Source organism: Bacteroides luhongzhouii (assembly GCF_009193295.2).
In the GTDB taxonomy this organism is placed as follows: Bacteria; Bacteroidota; Bacteroidia; order Bacteroidales; family Bacteroidaceae; genus Bacteroides; species Bacteroides luhongzhouii.
This window is the reverse complement of record NZ_CP059973.1, coordinates 2,460,604-2,480,019: the sequence shown is the minus strand read 5'-3', so window position 1 is coordinate 2,480,019 and position 19,416 is coordinate 2,460,604. Positions and strand designations below refer to the sequence as shown.

12 protein-coding genes are annotated in these 19,416 nt (G+C 39.3%); 10 read left to right on the top strand and 2 right to left on the bottom strand.

What is annotated here, in order from left to right:
• Positions 1-26 precede the first annotated feature (26 nt).
• From GD631_RS08955 to GD631_RS08940, 4 genes are read left to right on the top strand one after another with little or no spacing between them, the layout of a single operon-like run.
• Positions 27-584 carry an RNA polymerase sigma-70 factor gene (locus GD631_RS08955; protein WP_143259119.1) on the top strand — a complete coding sequence of 186 codons (558 nt, stop codon included), beginning with the start codon at positions 27-29 and terminating at the stop codon, positions 582-584.
• A 34-nt stretch (positions 585-618) separates the two neighbouring features.
• The gene (locus GD631_RS08950) at positions 619-1,626 is read left to right on the top strand and encodes a FecR family protein (protein WP_032849654.1); all 1,008 of its coding nucleotides are present in this window, start codon (positions 619-621) and stop codon (positions 1,624-1,626) included.
• A gap of 44 nt (positions 1,627-1,670) precedes the next feature.
• On the top strand, positions 1,671-3,968 hold the full coding sequence (locus GD631_RS08945) for a GH92 family glycosyl hydrolase (RefSeq protein ID WP_143259118.1): 2,298 nt from the start codon (positions 1,671-1,673) through the stop codon (positions 3,966-3,968).
• An 11-nt stretch (positions 3,969-3,979) separates the two neighbouring features.
• Positions 3,980-6,250, top strand: coding sequence for a GH92 family glycosyl hydrolase (locus tag GD631_RS08940; protein WP_143259117.1), 2,271 nt, complete (start codon positions 3,980-3,982; stop codon positions 6,248-6,250).
• 501 nt (positions 6,251-6,751) lie between these two features.
• Here GD631_RS08940 and GD631_RS08935 read toward each other — a convergent pair.
• Positions 6,752-6,997: a discoidin/SUN/FTP domain-containing protein gene (locus GD631_RS08935; protein ID WP_223225878.1), complete on the bottom strand. Its 246-nt coding sequence runs from the start codon at positions 6,995-6,997 to the stop codon at positions 6,752-6,754.
• Positions 6,998-7,375: 378 nt separating this feature from the next.
• Here GD631_RS08935 and GD631_RS08930 point away from each other — a divergent pair, with 378 nt between their 5' ends.
• The 6 genes from GD631_RS08930 (at position 7,376) to GD631_RS08905 (ending at position 17,684) form a co-directional block, all read left to right on the top strand.
• Positions 7,376-10,702 (top strand): TonB-dependent receptor, encoded by a 3,327-nt coding sequence (locus GD631_RS08930; protein WP_143259116.1) that lies wholly within the window; start codon positions 7,376-7,378, stop codon positions 10,700-10,702.
• Positions 10,703-10,713: 11 nt separating this feature from the next.
• Positions 10,714-12,336, top strand: coding sequence for a SusD/RagB family nutrient-binding outer membrane lipoprotein (locus tag GD631_RS08925; protein WP_143259115.1), 1,623 nt, complete (start codon positions 10,714-10,716; stop codon positions 12,334-12,336).
• A 99-nt stretch (positions 12,337-12,435) separates the two neighbouring features.
• The gene (locus tag GD631_RS08920; RefSeq protein WP_143259114.1) at positions 12,436-13,521 is read left to right on the top strand and encodes a glycoside hydrolase family 18; all 1,086 of its coding nucleotides are present in this window, start codon (positions 12,436-12,438) and stop codon (positions 13,519-13,521) included.
• Positions 13,522-13,532: 11 nt separating this feature from the next.
• Positions 13,533-14,699 carry a DUF1735 and LamG domain-containing protein gene (locus GD631_RS08915; protein ID WP_143259113.1) on the top strand — a complete coding sequence of 389 codons (1,167 nt, stop codon included), beginning with the start codon at positions 13,533-13,535 and terminating at the stop codon, positions 14,697-14,699.
• Between the two features lie 25 nt (positions 14,700-14,724).
• The gene (locus GD631_RS08910; protein WP_143259112.1) at positions 14,725-16,149 is read left to right on the top strand and encodes a BT_3987 domain-containing protein; all 1,425 of its coding nucleotides are present in this window, start codon (positions 14,725-14,727) and stop codon (positions 16,147-16,149) included.
• A gap of 32 nt (positions 16,150-16,181) precedes the next feature.
• On the top strand, positions 16,182-17,684 hold the full coding sequence (locus tag GD631_RS08905; RefSeq protein ID WP_143259111.1) for a BACON domain-containing protein: 1,503 nt from the start codon (positions 16,182-16,184) through the stop codon (positions 17,682-17,684).
• Between the two features lie 267 nt (positions 17,685-17,951).
• Here GD631_RS08905 and GD631_RS08900 read toward each other — a convergent pair whose 3' ends face one another.
• Complete coding sequence (locus GD631_RS08900; protein ID WP_143259110.1) at positions 17,952-19,370, bottom strand: ATP-dependent DNA helicase; 1,419 nt, start codon at positions 19,368-19,370, stop codon at positions 17,952-17,954.
• Positions 19,371-19,416: the final 46 nt, after the last annotated feature.

Genomic DNA, 19,416 nt, shown 5'->3' with positions numbered 1-19,416 from the left:
CCAAACCTGAACAACCAACTGAGAGAATGAACGAAAACTTCGATATAACCTATAAAGCACTATTCCGCCGGTACTACCCCAGCCTGATTTTCTATGCCACCCGCCTGGTAGGAGAAGAAGAAGCAGAGGATGTAGTGCAGGACGTATTTGTAGAATTATGGAAGCGGAAAGACCACATAGAGATAGGCGAGCAAATCCAGGCCTTTCTCTATCGTGCCGTTTACACCCGTGCCCTCAACGTCTTGAAACACCGCAGTGTGGAAGACAGTTATTGTGTTGCCATGGAAGAAATCAACCAAAGACGTGCAGAGTTTTACCAACCAGACAACAACGAAGTGATTCGGAGGATCGAAGATAAGGAACTCCGCAAGGAAATCCATGATGCGATTAATGAACTCCCTGATAAATGCAAAGAGGTTTTCAAGCTTAGCTATCTGCATGATATGAAAAACAAGGAAATAGCCGATATTCTCGGAGTTTCACTCCGCACGGTGGAAGCCCATATGTATAAGGCCTTAAAATACTTGCGTGCCCGACTCGATCCTCTTTGGGCAATTCTTTTCTTATTTTTATGGCGATTATAATAAGTGTTTTTGCGTTTTGAATTGTATTACTAATATGAAGGAAAAGAAAATGAGTAATCTGAGTGAAGAAATAATAAACAGATATCTGACAGGACAGTGTTCTGAAGAAGAGCTTATCGAGGTCAATGCCTGGATGAAGGAATCGGAAGAAAACGCCCGCCAGCTCTTTCGTATGGAAGAAATTTATCATTTGGGTAAATTCGACCAGTACACTGATGAACAACGGATACTTCGTGCGGAAAAACAACTTTATAAAAAGCTGGACGAAGAGAAAGGTAAACAGAGCAAAATATTAAGCATGCACCGCTGGATGAAATATGCCGCAGTGATTGCTGTAATGTTGGTCATGGGTGGTGGAGTCGGATATTGGTTCTATCAAAGCGGAAACAATCAACAAATGATGGTCGCAGTAGCCAGCGAAGGCATTGTTAAGGAGGTAGTCTTGCCGGATGGTAGCAAAGTTTGGCTGAACAATGCAGCAACCTTGAAATATCCACGTGAATTCTCCGAAAAGGAACGCAATGTCTACCTGGAAGGAGAAGCTTATTTTGAGGTCACCAAAAACCGCCATAAGCCATTCACCGTTCAAAGTGACGCAATACGCGTACGCGTACTGGGAACTACGTTCAATTTAAAATCCGATAAGCGTTGCCGGATAGCGGAGGCGACACTTATTGAAGGTGAGATTGAAGTAAAAGGTAATAAGGAAGAAGGGCAGATTATCCTCACTCCGGGACAACGTGCGGAACTGAACAAAAATAATGGACGATTGACCGTAAAACAAGTGGATGCCAAGTTGGATGCTGTTTGGCACGATAATCTGATTCCATTCCAAAAAGCAGATATCTTCACCATCACCAAAGCGCTGGAGCGTTTCTATGACGTGAAAATCATTCTGTCTCCTGACATTCAGACGGGTAAAACTTACTCCGGTGTACTGAAAAGGAAATCGAATATCGAGTCAGTGTTAAAATCATTGCAAAACTCTATACCTATTGATTATAAAATTGTCGGAAACAATATCTTCATTTCTCCCAAATAAGAAGTAAAAGATGAACCGGATAAAACTTAAAAGCTATTAATACCATGAAATTTAAAACATTCCTAATAGTAGGATGTTTAGGAGGTTTATTCACACTTAACTCCTGCACAGCCCCCACTAATGTAAAAGATTATAGTGCTTACGTCAACCCTTTCATCGGTACCGGTGGACATGGTCATACCTTCCCCGGAGCAGTAGTTCCCCACGGCATGATTCAGCCTAGTCCGGACACCCGGATCGATGGTTGGGATGCCTGTTCCGGTTATTATTATGCCGACTCTACCATCAATGGCTTTTCACACACACACGTCAGCGGTACAGGTTGTTGCGACTATGGAGATGTCTTGCTCATGCCAACTGTGGGTAAGCAACAATATCGTACAACCGATCCCCAAAGCCAGCGCCTAGCATACGCTTCCTCTTTCTCACATAAGAATGAAATTGCAGAACCGGGATATTATTCTGTCTTTCTGGATACTTATCAGGTGAAAGCAGAAATATCATCCACCAAACGAGGAGCAATCCATCGCTATACCTTTCCCGAAAACGCCGAATCCGGATTTATCATCGACCTGGATTACAGCCTGCAACGACAGACTAACTCCGAGATGGAAATAGAAGTAATAAGCGATACGGAAATCTGTGGACATAAGAAAACAACTTATTGGGCTTTCGACCAATATATCAACTTCTACGCTAAATTTTCCAAACCATTCTCTTATACGCTCGTTACGGATTCTATTACCATGGACAATGGCAAACGACTTCCTGTCTGCAAAGCATTATTGCATTTCAACACCAGTAAAGACGAGCAGGTTCTTGTTAAAGTAGGTGTGTCCGCTGTAGATATTGCCGGTGCACGGAAGAACGTTGAATCAGAAATTCCCGGATGGGACTTCGAAAAAGTACGTAAAGACGCACGTACGGCATGGAATGAATATCTTTCCAAAATTGATATTACAACTTCCGATAAAGAAGATAAAGCCATCTTCTACACGGCCCTCTATCATACGGGAATCAGTCCAAATCTGTTCACTGATGCAGACGGACGTTATTTAGGAATGGATCTTGAAGTGCATCAAGGAGACACCCTTAATCCGATATATACTGTCTTTTCTTTATGGGATACTTTCCGTGCGCTACATCCGCTAATGACTATCATTGATCCTGATCTGAATAATCACTTTATCAATTCGTTAATTAAGAAACATCAGGAAGGTGGGATATACCCCATGTGGGACTTGGCTTCCAATTACACTGGCACTATGATTGGTTATCATGCTGTTCCGGTCATCGTGGATGCCTACATGAAAGGGTATCGCAACTTTGATGCCAAAGAGGCTTATAAAGCCTGCCTACGTGCCGCCGAATATGACACTACCGGCATCAAATGTCCGGATCTGGTATTGCCTCATCTCATGCCGAAAGCAAAATATTATAAGAATGCCATCGGATATATCCCTTGTGACCGCGAAAACGAATCAGTGGCCAAAGCGTTGGAATATGCGTATGATGACTGGTGTATCTCTATCTTTGCAGAAGCGATGAGTGATTTTGAATCCAAAGCAAAGTATGAACGCTTTGCCAAGGCGTACGAATTTTATTTCGACAAATCAATCCGCTTCATGCGTGGACTAGACTCAAAAGGTGAATGGCGTACTCCATTCAATCCGCGCGCATCTACTCACCGCAGCGATGATTATTGTGAAGGAACAGCTTGGCAATGGACTTGGTTTGTGCCGCATGATGTAGAAGGATTAGTCAATCTGATGGGTGGAGAAGATGCTTTTGTACAGAAACTCGATTCCTTATTCTCGGCCGATTCATCACTTGAAGGTGAGACAACCTCATCAGATATCAGCGGACTTATCGGGCAATATGCACATGGAAACGAACCAAGTCATCATGTGATCCATCTATATAACTACGTTAACCACCCTTGGAGAACTCAAGAGTTGGTAGATAGTGTTTACCGGAGCCAGTATGCCAACAGTATAGATGGTCTTTCGGGTAATGAAGACTGCGGTCAGATGTCTGCCTGGTATATACTCAACTCTATGGGATTCTATCAGGTATGTCCCGGCAAGCCGGTATATTCCATCGGACGTCCTGCTTTCGACAAAGCGGTTATCAATCTGCCGGAAGGAAAGACTTTCAGTATTGTAGTAAAGAATAATGGGAAAAAGAATAAATACATTGAAAGTGTATTGCTGAACGGTAAGGCTCTAAACATTCCATTCTTTAACCATCAGGATATTGCGAATGGAGGAACGATGGAAATCAAGATGACCAATCAGCCTACAAAATGGGGAATCGTCTCCCCTGACTCTCATATCAAATAATAAATAAGACCATGAAAAAGTATCTCCTATTAATATGCGCATTAAGTTGTATCGTCTTTGCAAAAGCCAAAGACTGGACGCAGTATGTCAATCCACTTATGGGTTCTCAATCTAGTTTCGAGTTATCAACAGGTAATACTTATCCGGTCATTGCCCGTCCGTGGGGGATGAATTTCTGGACTCCGCAAACAGGAAAGATGGGAGACGGATGGCAATACATTTATACGGCTAATAAGATTCGTGGATTTAAGCAAACACATCAACCCAGTCCGTGGATTAATGATTACGGACAATTCTCTATTATGCCTGTAGTAGGCAAACCGGAATTCAATGAAGAGAAGCGTGCCAGTTGGTTTGCCCACAAAGGAGAAACTGCCACTCCTTATTATTATAAGGTATATCTTGCAGAGCATGATGTAGTGACAGAAATGGCTCCAACCGAGCGTGCCGTTCTTTTCCGTTTCACTTTTCCGGAAAACGATCATTCGTATGTTGTAGTGGATGCCTTCGATAAGGGATCGTATATTAAGATTATTCCGGAAGAAAACAAGATTATCGGTTACACGACTCGCAACAGTGGTGGAGTTCCCGAAAACTTCAAAAATTACTTTATTATTGAATTCGACAAGCCTTTCACTTATAAAGCTACGGTAGCCAATGGCAATCTGCAGGAAAATGTAGCCGAACAGACAACGGTTCATGCCGGAGCCATTATCGGTTTCCAAACACATAAAGGCGAACAAGTACATGCAAGGATTGCTTCTTCTTTCATCAGTTTTGAACAGGCAGCTTTGAATATGAAAGAGTTGGGCAAAGATAATATCGAACAGCTAGCCAAGAAAGGAAAAGAAGCGTGGAACCAAGTGTTAGGCAAAATAGAAGTAGAAGGAGGCAATCTCGACCAATATCGCACATTCTATTCTTGTTTATATCGTTCATTGCTCTTTCCACGCAAATTCTACGAACTGGATGCTGCCGGCCAAGCTATTCATTACAGTCCTTATAATGGGCAAGTATTACCGGGATATATGTATACCGACACAGGCTTTTGGGATACTTTCCGTTGCCTATTCCCGTTATTGAACCTGATGTACCCGTCAGTCAACAAGGAGATGCAGGAAGGTCTGATCAATACATATAAAGAGAGCGGTTTTTTCCCGGAATGGGCAAGTCCGGGGCACAGAGGCTGTATGGTTGGTAACAATTCTGCTTCCGTCTTAGTGGATGCTTACATGAAAGGAGTGAAAGTGGACGATATAAAAACATTGTATGAAGGGCTGATTCACGGAACGGAGAATGTACATCCACAAGTATCATCAACAGGACGTCTGGGATATGAATATTACAATAAACTGGGTTACGTGCCTTATGATGTAAAAATCAATGAGAACACCGCACGCACGCTGGAATATGCATACAATGACTGGTGTATCTACCAACTGGCAAAGGAACTTAAACGTCCGAAAAAAGAGATTAATCTTTTCGCAAAACGTGCCATGAACTACAAGAATCTTTTTGATAAGGAATCTAAGTTAATGCGTGGACGCAACGAAGATGGTACATTCCAATCTCCTTTCTCTCCGCTGAAATGGGGGGATGCCTTTACGGAAGGAAATAGCTGGCACTATACTTGGTCTGTATTCCACGATCCTCAAGGATTGATTGACTTGATGGGTGGAAAAGAGATGTTTATCACCATGATGGATTCTGTTTTTGCCGTACCTCCTATTTTTGATGATAGCTACTACGGCCAAGTGATTCATGAAATCCGTGAAATGACTGTGATGAATATGGGTAACTATGCACATGGCAATCAACCGATTCAGCACATGATTTATTTATATGACTATGCAGGACAACCTTGGAAAGCCCAATACTGGTTGCGTCAAGTAATGGATCGTATGTACTCTCCTACTCCGGACGGCTATTGTGGCGACGAAGACAACGGACAAACTTCTGCCTGGTATGTATTCTCGGCATTAGGTTTCTATCCTGTTTGTCCGGGAACGGATGAATATATTATAGGTGCTCCGTTATTCAAGAAAGCTACACTCCATTTTGAGAATGGCAATAGTTTGGTTATTGATGCTCCGAATAACAGTAAGAAGAATTTTTATGTCAATTCGATGAATGTTAATGGTGCTGATTACACTAAAAATTATCTCCGACACGAAAATTTGCTCAAGGGAGGTACGATCAGTGTTGAAATGAGCAATCAACCTAATCAGAATAGAGGAACTAAAGAAGAAGATATGCCCTATTCTTTCTCTAAAGAACAATAATCCTTGCGAGATAATTTAGCCCTAATCTTGGTTTGAATCTTTCAGTATTTTTCAGAAAGTAACTATTCATCAATATTCCGGCTGAAAGCAATAGCCTGAAAGCAAAGAAGTCTGTTTTCAGGCTATGCTTTTATTATCTTTCGCTGCTTTTATTCGACAAAACAAGGCAAGCATATCAAAAATTAGTTTCAACACCGTACGGAAATAAGTAAAATGATACAGCTAGGTTTGAATACATAGTGAGAAAAACATCCATCATAGTATCATTCATTTTGATAATTAAAAGATTACTAAGAGAAATGATACTATGATAGACATTTTGTTCCACTATGTAACATTTCATTCAAATATTTAGGAACATGAGCAAACGTTAGACTTAGAGAAGCAAGTTAGCGCCTGCCCGTTCTTTGAAAAAGCAATTAAAAAGAGGCTGACCCAAAAACAATTTTGAGACAGCCTCTCGAATACAAACTTTAACCTATATTCTTTTTAGACTCAACACTACTTAAAGACGTATATTTCATAAAGCTCACATCCACAAGAAGACAAAAGTTCAAATTTCACATACCGTGCAGTTATAGGTTCAATGAATTGATAGTAATCGGCATTCTCATCAGCAGTAGCTACTTTTCCCAGATAATTCCATGTGTTTCCATCAGAAGTTACTTTTGGTTTCACCATCAATAAGCGAACCGCCACCATTGTTTTGATAAAAAAGTCATTAGTAATCTCTGATATAGTCAGCATACAGTTGCGGGTTTTGCTCTTCAAATGTAGAGTAATGGATGTTAATGCTTTCTGGATCTGTCCAGTCTTCGCATGAGGAATACATCATCCCACACACCATCAATATTGCTGTAAACAAACTGTTTTTTATTATTCTTTTCATATATATTATCACTTAAAGATTTCCATCACATTATTTTTATCCAAGTACTCTAAGTACTGGGCATATTTTAAATATAGGTTATTCAAGGAGATATCAGATATTTCTTACTTTTTTCGAAAAAAAGAGAAAATGGACTAAGTGTTTATTATATTAGCATTGTTTTATTAACAAAGGGAGGGAAAGTCGACACTCTTCTTTTTGAGTTTAATAAAATGTATAACCATTAAATTAAATGTATGGAAAGCAAACATTCGCTTCGAAAGTCGAAGTTATTTCGAGCTTTATTGATTCTTTTGTTGATAGCAGTTCCTGTACAATGGGCTGCGGCACAGTTGACCTTATCAACTCCCCGTACAACTTTAGGAACTGTAATTAAACAGATTCAATCACAATCAAAGTATCAATTTTTCTACAATGACAAGCTATCGACTGTCACAGTTGAACCTTTAAAAGTAAAAGATGCTTCTTTAGAGCAAGTTTTAAACACACTTTTGAAAAATAAAGATATCTCTTATAAAATAGAAGAGAATATAATTTATTTATCTGAAAAAGAAAATTCTAATTCACTACAACAACAAAGCGGGAAAGAACGTACTATAACCGGACAAGTTGTAGATGCTAAAGGAGAGCCACTGATTGGTGTTAGCATTTTAGTGAAAGGAACAACAGACGGAGCTATTACCGATTTGGATGGTAACTACAAAATTATGACAAAAAGCAATAACCCAGTTATTGTTTATTCTTATATCGGATATAAGACACAAGAAATTCCTTTGAAAGGACAGACAGCCATTAATATTACGATGATGGATGACACCCAAGTGATTGACGAGGTGGTTGTTACAGCTTTGGGTATTAAGCGTTCGGAGAAAGCTTTGAGTTATAATGTCACACAGGTCGATGCAGAATCAGCTTTAGCCGTAAAAGACGCGAACTTTATTAATTCGCTGAACGGAAAGGTTGCGGGTTTAAATATCAACTCTTCTTCTTCTGGTATTGGTGGTGCAAGTAAAGTTGTTATGCGTGGTTCCAGGGGTATCGAACAATCGTCTAATGCTCTTTATGTTATCGACGGTATTCCAATGTATAACCTGAGCGCTTCTGGTGGTTCTGAAGAGATGCAATCGCAAGGCTCTACAGAAGCTATAGCTGATATAAATCCAGATGACATTGAATCAATGTCAGTGTTGTCTGGTGCCGCTGCTGCCGCATTGTATGGTAGCAATGCATCTAATGGTGCTATTGTGATTACAACCAAAAAAGGAAAAGTGGGTCGTGTAGCCTTGACCGTATCTAGTAATACAGAAATGTTATCTCCATTCGTCATGCCACAGTTTCAGAATCGCTATGGAACTTCTGGAACAGATGCTAGTTGGGGTAAAAGATTGAACGAAGCTAATTACCGCGGATACGATCCTGCAAGTGATTATTTTCAGACTGGACTTATTGGAACAGAATCTGTAACACTTTCTACTGGTACAGAACACAATCAGACATATCTTTCTGCCGCAGCCGTTAATTCGCGTGGTATTATTCCAAATAACAAATACGACCGCTATAACTTTACATTCCGTAACACCACTCTTTTCCTAGAAGATAAGATGAAACTGGATGTTGGCGCTCAATATATTATGCAGAAAGACCGTAATATGGTGAATCAAGGCATTTATGCAAACCCACTGTCTTCTGCTTACCTGTTTCCGCGTGGAAATGACTGGGAAGATTACAAAATGTACGAACGTTATGATTTAGAGCGTAATATGTATACGCAATATTGGCCTCAAGGAGGAGGATCGTTCCGTTTGCAAAATCCTTACTGGATTAATTATCGTAACTTGCGTGAAAATGACAAAGATCGTTATATGTTGAGTGCAGCTTTAAGTTACGATATTCTAAGTTGGTTGAACGTAGCTGGACGTGTACGTCTAGATAATTCATACAACACATATACACAAAAATACTATGCCTCTACCATCGCAACTATTGCTGAAGGCGAAAATGGTTTTTATGGTGTAACAAACACTCGTGACAAGCAAACATATGCAGACTTATTGTTGAATATAAATAAAACATTTGGAGAAGATTGGAGTCTAACAGCTAATATCGGAGCATCTTATTCAGACAATCGTTCTGAAGCTCTTGCCGTTAGTGGACCAATTGCAGCGAATGGACTTCCTAACTTTTTCACAGTTGCTCAATTGGATAAAGAAACTGGGAAACGTGAAGAGACTGGTTATCGTGAACAAACACAATCTATATTTGCATCTGCAGAAGTTGGCTATAGAAGTACTTACTACCTGACTCTTACCGGACGTAATGATTGGCCAAGTCAATTAGCGGGACCGAACTCAAAACAGTCTTCTTTTTTCTACCCATCAGTAGGAGGTTCTGTTGTTTTGTCTGAACTTTTTAAATTGCCGGAAAGTATTTCATACTTAAAATTACGTGCATCTTGGGCATCCGTAGGTCTACCATTTGGACGCTTTCTTGCTTATCCAACTTTTTCATGGAATACTTCAACAGGAGCATACTCTTCCCAGTCTGCATATCCATTGTATGATTTGAAACCAGAACGTACAGATTCTTGGGAAGTAGGTCTTACTGCACGTTTCCTTAAACATTTCAATTTTGACGTTTCATTCTATAATACCAAGACTTACAATCAAACCATGGATGCAAAGCTTTCTCCAACAGGAGGCTATAGCACATTCTATGCGCAGACAGGTAACGTACGTAACCGTGGTGTAGAACTTTCACTTGGTTACAAGAATACATGGAACAAGTTTTCATGGAGTTCTAACTACACATTCAGTGCCAATAAGAACAAGATTTTAAGCCTGATTGATGGTTACATAAACCCTGTAACCGGTGAAGAAATAACAAAAGACCGTATGGATGTAGGTGGTTTATCAAAGGCACGGTTCATTCTAAAAGTAGGTGGATCTTTAGGTGATCTCTACTCACAATCTGACTTGCTTCGAGATTCAAATAATAAGATTTATGTAAATGCCGATGGAAATGTAACAGTGAATGACAAAGCTGATGATATTTATTTAGGGTCTGTTTTTCCAAAGGCTAATATGGCATGGCGCAATGACTTTCAATATGGAAACTGGGGACTTGGCTTCCTTCTTACTGCCCGTTTAGGAGGAGTTGTTTACTCTGCAACTCAAGCCGTTCTTGACTCCTATGGTGTATCCGAAGCTACAGCAGCAGCTCGTGATAATGGTGGAGTCGTGATAAACGGCAACGATATGATTGACGCGCAAAAGTGGTATACAGTGGTTGGTGCCGACAGCGGTATTCCTCAATATTACACTTATAGTGCTACCAATTTGCGTCTGCAAGAAGCTTCTGTCAGCTACACTATCCCAAGAAAGAAATTGAAAAATATTATGGATATCACTCTTTCGCTGGTAGGTCGTAACTTGTGGATGATTTATTGCAAGGCTCCTTTCGATCCTGAATCTGTAGCCACTACAGGTAACTATTATCAGGGAATTGATTACTTTATGATGCCTAGCCTTCGTAGTGTAGGATTCAATTTGAAACTTAAATTCTAAAAACGGAAAAGATGAAGAAAAATAAAATAATACAGTTTATAGTCACTGGTATGTTTCTTTTCGGTGCAACTGCATGTACAGGAAACTTTGAAGATTACAATAAAAATCCTCATGAACCAGACCAAAATGACATGGGAGTAGATTGGTATTTGGTAAGATCATTAGCTCTTAATTTACAAGATTTGATGATGCCAGAGCAAGAGAACTTTTCTCAATATGTGGACTGTTTGATGGCAGGAGCATTTTCGGGATATGTGGCAGACTCCAATTTGGGTACAGGTTGGTCTGGTCGTTACGCGACTTACAATCCTTCAGACGATTGGAAAAAAATTCCATTCAATGATTTTTATTCAAAGTTTTATCCTGATTACTTCAATTTGAAAAATCAAAGCGATGATGAACTTTTCTTATCGTTGGCCGAGTTGTATCGTATCGTCGTAATGTTACGTGTAACAGATACATATGGTCCCATCCCTTATTCAAAAGTAGGTGCAGCTAATGCAATCAAATCCCCTTATGATTCTCAGCAAGCTGTCTATGTCAAAATGCTAGAAGATTTGGATAATATTATTACAGTATTAGGAAAGTTTGGCAACCAAAGCTTCAGCTCAAGTGCTGATAGAATTTATAATGGCAATACATCAGCATGGTATAAGTTTGCCAACTCCTTGAAGCTAAGAATGGCGATGCGTACTTGCTATGTAGCAGGATTTAACGTGAATGGAAAAACATCGCAGCAATTGGCAGAAGAAGCTGTAGCTGCAGGTGTTATGACTGCTGCAACTGATGGCGCTTATCGTAAAGTTGCCGATCATAATCCATGGCAACGTTTTATGGTACTATGGTCAGATGCACGAATTTCAGCAGATTTAACCTGCTACATGAATGCATACAACGATCCTCGTCGTGAAGCATATTATGATAAAAGTACTTTTGGCACCGTGTCGGGAAATGCATATACTGGAGAAGAAAGTTATGTAGGTTTACGTCGGGGTATTCTGCAAGGACAATATAACTCCTGGTCACAAGGCTCTTCTTGTATGAAAGTCACTACGAGTGATAATATAGTTGTGTTCCGTGCATCAGAAGTCGCTTTCTTGCGTGCTGAAGGAGCTCTTCGTAACTGGAACATGGGAGGAACAGCTAAAGACTTCTATGAGGAAGGAATCCGTTTGTCGTTTGAAGAAAACGGAATTACCAATGGAGTCGAAAATTATCTTGCGGGTACGGGAAAAGTAGAAGCATATAAAGATCCGTTGAAAGGACAAAGTGGCCAAACTTATGACTACTCCGGAGCTATTAATACAAATGTCACTGTGGCATGGGCTGGAGGTGATTTTGAAAAAAGCTTAGAACAGATTATTACTCAAAAATGGATTGCAAACTTCCCAAATGGTATGGAATCATGGACAGAATATCGTCGTACAGGTTATCCTAAATTGATGCCAATGGCAGCAAATGCAAGTGGAGGAGTTGTTAATGACACGGAAGGTGCACGACGCATGCCATATCCAACTGATGAATATCGTGAAAATAGAGAAAGCGTAGAAGCAGCAGTTGCGACATTGACACAAGAGTCCAAGACTAAAAGAGGAGATACGATGGCAACTCATGTATGGTGGGACTGTAAATAAATCAACCAATGAGTAACGAAAAATAAAAATATTTACCAAGTACTTAGAGTACTTAGTATATTAAATTATACAAATAAAATTACCTTAATTATAGCATATATGAGAAGAAAAATAAAATATCTCATGCCTGTAATGCTGGCATGTTCTATGATGCAGTTCTCGTGTTCTGACTGGACAGACCCAGAAAGCATCAATATACATACTCCTTCTATCGAGGAACAAAATCCGGAACTTTATGCTCAATACCTGGAATCTCTCAACAACTTTAAAGCAACAGACCATCAGGTAGTAATTGTTTCAGTTAATAATGTAAGTACTGTAACAACCTCACGCAGTCAACATCTTACTGATATGCCTGACAGTCTCGACTATATTTGTCTAAACAATACAATGGAAGTAAATCAGGCAAATATATCTGAGATGAAGGAAGTACGTCGATTGGGTACAAAAGTATTGGGATTAGTTGATTTCGACGCTATAGAAAGTGCATGGAAAAAGATTCTTGAAGAAGAAGCAGCCAACGCTGTACCTAATCCCGAATCTGATGAAACAGAAAATGGAGAAGAAGGAGAAGAGACTGTCGACGATGCAACACGTTTTATTGAATACTGTAAAAGTGAGGTCGCTAAACAAATCGCCGCAAGTAACGCTTTGGATGTAGATGGAATTGTAGTGAATTATACAGGCTTCGACCTCAATTCGCTTGTTGAAGAGAATGAAATTGCCGCTGAAACAGCGCGTCAAGGAGCTTTCTTTGACGCGGTAGCTAACTGGAAAGTTGCGAATACTAATAAGGACTTGCTTTTCAAAGGTTCCCCGCAGAATGTTATTGGTAAAAATCTGCTTTCTGATTGTAAATACATCATTGTCAATGCTCATGGAGCAAAAAACCAATACGAGATGTCTTATCTCATACTCATGGCATCAGCAAAAAACGTACCAACCGACCGCTTCATCATGGGAGTAACAACACCTTATCTTACCAATTCGGGGAGTTACAATGGTGAACTCGGAGATGGCTCATCTGCCATCATTGGAGCTGCTCAATGGGCAGTGGCAAAGACGCCTGACTACACTAAAGCTGGAATTTCGATTGATGCAGCGGAAAAAGACTATTTTAATGCCAGCAATGTATACCCAACCTTAAAAGAAGCTATAAGTATATTGAGTCCAACCGTTAAATAAAAAACTGCCTTATGAAATTAAACCATTTAATATTTACAGCTCTTGCCGGTTTCTCAATAATTCTCACCGGTTGCCAGAACAACGATGAAAATGAACAGCATTATGACAATAAGCTCTTCATTTCGGCATCGAACTTTACAAAGGAAATACTATTCAAGGCTGGTGATACAAATGTAGAAACTGGTCTTTCAGTAGCCATAGCAAAGCCTGAAGAACATGATATCAAAGTGACTATGTCACCGGCTCCCGAACTTTTATCAACTTATAAACTGGCATATTACGATGAAACTGCAGTACTTCTTTCCGAAGAGCATTATTCAATGCCAGAAACTTCGACTACCATCAAATCAGGTAGTATAGTTAGTCCAGAATTGCCGATTGAATTCATTAATACAGGAGAACTTGATATCAAAACCACTTATGTGCTTCCAGTCACTATTAAATCTGTGGAAGGGATCGGCGTTTTGCAAAGTGCTAAAACATATTATTATGTATTCCGCGGAGCATCACTTATTAATGTGGTATGTAATATCAGTCGTAATCGTGCTTACCCGGATTTCAAAAATGACTCCAAATTCAATAATCTAACGGAGAATACGATGGAGATACTGTTCAAGGCCAATTCATTCCCTAATACTCTGAACACGTTGATGGGTATTGAAAGCAATTACTTGCTTCGTATCGGTGACGCAAATATTCCGAATAACCAACTTCAAGTAGCTACTTCTGTTAATAATTGTACAAGCGCAGACCTTCAACTTGAAAGTGGCAAGTGGTATCATGTAGCTGTCGCATTCAATAAAGGTAATGTCAAAGTATATATCAATGGCGTAGAAAAGCTTTCCGGTTCAACAGGAAAGAGTTCTGTTAGTCTTGGTGCCAAACATACCAATGAGGAAGACGGTTCACGTTGTTTCTGGGTAGGTTATTCCTATAAAGATGACCGCTATTTTGATGGCGTCGTTTCCGAAGTACGAATCTGGAATCGTGCATTAACAGCAGAAGAAATTCAGGCAACAAACCACTTCTACACAGTAGAACCTGAATCGGAAGGGCTCATTGCATATTGGAAATTTGACGAAGGTTCGGGTACAGTAGCTAAAGATTACAGCGTGAGTGGCTATGATTTGACAATCGAAAAAGAGCCTAAATGGGAATCTGTTTCATTGCCTCAATAATAAATCATTTAACTAAGAATTGAATATGAATATGATAAACAGTATCAAATATGCTTTCCTGCCAGTAGTGATGTTCACTATGGCAACCTTCACATCTTGTGAGGAAGATATTGAAATAGGAAACAAGATAGATGAATCTTCTTATTTGGCATCGACTCAACTGAGCGGATTATTATTGGACGAAAATACGAATAAAAACAGTTCGGTAATCGAGCTCCGAAATAATGAATACAGCACTAATGTGGTATTCCGTCTTTCTAAACTACCTCAAAAAGGAGTAGATGTTCAAATAGCTGTTGAGGAATCATATGCAGCTATATATAATACTACCCATGAAACGGATTTCGAAGTGTTTCCTGCTGCTAATGTAAAAATCGCCAATAATGGTACTTTTGTACTTGCCCCTGATGATAAAATTACCCCAAGCGTGAAAGTTACACTGACTGCGTTTGATGGAATGGAAGAGGATAAAACTTACATAGTACCTTTGACAGTAACATCTTCTACTGAAGGAGTTACATTTACTGAAACTTCCAAGCATATGGTGCTTCTCGTCCAGGATTATCGCAACAAACCTAATACTAACAAAGGAGAAGATGCGGTACAAACAGTTCTTTATTTCGAAGTTAATGATACTAACCCGCTCAATGCCCTTGAGTTTCTGACTGAAAGTGGTAAATATTTTTTCGACCATGTTGTACTTTTTGCTGCTAATATCAATTGGGATCCAGAGAAACAACGAGTGTATTTAGCGAACAATGAAAATGTTCAATTCTTACTCGACAATAATGATAAGTATCTACAACCATTGCGTAAAGCTGGTATGAAAATTATTATTAGCATTCTGGGTAATCACGACGAAGCTGGTGTCGCTCAACTTTCGGATATGGGAGCTCGGGAATTCGCCCGGGAACTGGCAGCCTACTGCCGTGCCTATAATCTGGACGGCGTCGCTTTCGATGATGAATATTCGAACTCACCAGACCTTTCAAACCCATGGCTTGCAAGACCATCAGCTTATGCGGGTTCACGATTAATGTATGAATGTAAAGCTGTCATGCCGGAAAAAATTGTCTCGCTCTATAACCTTGGCAACATGTATTCAAGTAGTCTCCAAGTTATCGATGGTATCGAACCTGGTCAGTATTGCGATTATGCTGTAGCTGACTATGGCGGTGCTGCTGGGCCAGGTACCGGTATGACATTGAAACAGTGTGCTGGTATGTCAATAGAACTAAGACGAGGCAGTGGCAACTCAAGTGAATCTACAGCGCGTTCTAGAAAAGAAGCTGGTTATGGATACTACATGTTCTTCGCACTTGACCCATCATTATATGGTTCACAAGTATATAGATGCCAATCCGTTTGTAAAGGTTTGTACGATGAAACATTAATTTATCCAAGTTACTATTATAAAAAGAATAGTACACAACGTGAAGCTATTAACTGATTAATGTATATTTTACCTTAAAAAGAATAGATATGAAATTATTTAAGAATTTAATGATAGTGTTATCGGTATCCCTCCTAGTATGGGGTTGTTCTGATGATGATGAATCAATCAATAATGGTAATTCAACAATCTCACTATCGACCAATATACTCCAAGTGGATAAAAATGGAGGGGATGCTACAGTAACTGTAACAAGCTCCGATAACTGGCGGCTGTCAGGAATATGTGATTGGGCACATCCGTCAATAACTTCAGGTAAAGATGGTGATATAGTTACTTTTACCATCGATCCTAACAAATTAGATGAAAAGCGTACTGCAACCTTCAAGTTTTTCACAGGTTCTTCAGTTGTGCCACTACAAGTAGAGTCTCAACCTGCATATATAATGGATTTACTTTCTGACGAAGCTCTTTCTATTGCTAAAGAAAAAAGTACTGTGAGAATTCAACTTAATACCAATGTGACCGACCCAACGATAACATATAGTGACGGTGGTGAAGAATGGCTGACATTTGATAGACGTAATGAATTCGGTGGTAAAGTAACTTTATCATTCACTGCTGCCGAGAACAAGACATATAAAGATCGTAGTACAAAAATTACAATCTCAAGCCCGCTCGTTACTGAGAATGTCAATGTAGATATTAATCAAAAACAAACAGATGCAATTATCACCGAAAGTAACACTTTAACATATGATCTAACAGCACGCACTATCTCTTTTAAAGTGAAATACAACGTCAATTACGCTATTTCCATAACAAAAGGGAAGGATTGGATCACTGATCAATCAATTTCCGAACCACAAAAAGGTGATGATGGTTTGACTACGGTTACTGTTACTTATAAACTATCCGCATCACCAGCTTCGCGTGGAGGTACAATTCATATTGCCCAAACCAGTGGTACATTAGTAAAAGATATTGCTATTATTCAAAAAGATCCGGACGCCAGCCCTGTGGAAATTCCAGATGCCGTTCTTCGAGCACTTTGTATATCTAACGGTTGGGCTCTCCCTATTGATGATACCAAATGTATTATTCTTGAAGAAGGATTAAACGCAACTTCATTCTCTAACACCTCATACTCTAACCAGATTAAAGATTTAACCGGAATAGAGTATTTCCCTAACCTGACTTCATTACGTTTAGGTTATTGTTCAAACATGAAAAAGCTTGATATTTCAGGTTTACATAAGGTTTCATCACTCACATTTAATAGCCCTACTATTTGTGAAGAGTATAATTTGGGAGATAATCCAATTACTAGTTTCAATGCAGGAGGTAGCTATGTTTATTCGGAGGCAGAAAGTCTTAAAGTCATCAGTAGTAAACTTGAGTTTTTGGATTTAAGTATTGTTTCCTGGTATGCAAGTTATGATTATGTTACGTCAATTGATGCTTCGGAATGTCCGGCATTAACAACCTTAAACGCCAATCGTAGCAGCAAAATTAAGACTCTTTATTTAAAGACTGGTCAAGTGATACCAAACTTAACTAAGAATGATGTAACTACTATTGTTTACAAATAATTAATATATAAAGAATAGTTTATAGAATAATCCCTTTATTTACTCTTTCCAAATCTGTGAATAGAGTTAAATAAAGGGATTATTGCTATCTATTTTTATCTAATGCTAGCTCTTATCTTAAAATACTCTTTTCATCTATAAACAAACCACAACCTGTACTCAAAGACTTTTTTGAATCCAACAATATTGAGATCAACTGATTATATAATCAATGTAACCTTAAAACTCTAAATCATATAAAGATTAAAAGTCATTCAAAAAACAAAACTATTCCACCTGCTCTTTCGGGTAATTCACCAAATATAGTGTCTTTGTCGCCCGAGTAAAAGCTGTATACAACCACCGGAAATAATCCGGAGTCAAATACTCATCCGTCATATACCCCTGATCTAAAAATACATTCTGCCACTGTCCGCCTTGTGCTTTATGACAGGTTATTGCATAGGCATATTTCACCTGTAAAGCATTGTAATGTGGATCGGCTTTCATCTTTTTCATCCGGTCCCTTTTGGTTGGAATATCTATATAATCCTCAAGTACCGTATAGAACAATCGGTCATTGTCTTCTTTCGGCAATGCAGGTGAGTCCGAATGCAAAGTGTCTAATAATAGATTCGCATCCAATTCGAAATCATTCTGGTCAGGAAAGCGAAGAGTAACTTCGGCAAAACGAAAACCGTATATTTCACGAGTTCGACGAACACGCCGGACAACTGCAATTTCTCCATTAGCGATAAAATCCATCTCCTTATATTTCTCTGTCCAATAGTAATTATTCTTGGCTATCATCAACATATCTCCTGTGTTCAATTCGTCTTCACGCCAAAGAATTTGTGCACGTATTCCATTATTATATAAATTTGCACGTTTATTAGATCGACAGACAACAATCGTTTCATCCATACCATCATGATCGTAACAATTAGTCAGTTCTTCTATCAGTTCAGTTCCGGGTACCAGTTTAATATCAGGAAAACCTGTTATTTTTATTTTAGGTAAAGAATAACAATCATCCTCCGCTATCAGTTGCCTCAACTGCGTGGCATTCCACAATATTCCGGATTCTTGCACCTGCCGAACCACTTGGGTAAGATCAATCTCACGTATTTCAAGTCCATAACCTTTCAATGCATCAGCAAAAAGCGCAGGACTCAACTCCTCACCTACCGGGGGAAGCTGTGCTGTATCTCCCATCAACAAGAGTCGGCAACCTTGTCCCGAATACACAAATTGCACCAAATCATCCAATAAACGTCCTGTTCCAAACATACTGCCCGACAGTCCTTCGTTTGAAATCATGGAAGCCTCGTCGACAATAAACAATGTATTGGTAGCTAAATTGTCATTGATCGAAAAGTTACTAAGCTCATTAGAAAAAGATTGTTGTCTATATATTTTTTTATGAATAGTAAAAGCCGGATGTCCTGCATACGCTGAAAATACTTTTGCCGCACGTCCTGTAGGAGCCAACAATACAGATTTCTGCTGCAGCTGATCCATCGTTTTCACCAATGCCCCTACCAACGATGTTTTACCAGTACCAGCATACCCTCTTAAGACAAAGACTTCATCTGCCAGTGTGGACAGCAGAAACTCTGAAAGAGATTTTACAGCAATTTCCTGCTCTAAAGTTGGCTGATAAGGAAAATTTTCCTTAATTTGCCTTTCTAAATAGTTATTTATCATTTTTGTACGAGAAAAAAGTTCGAGGAACTATCGTATTTAAATTTAT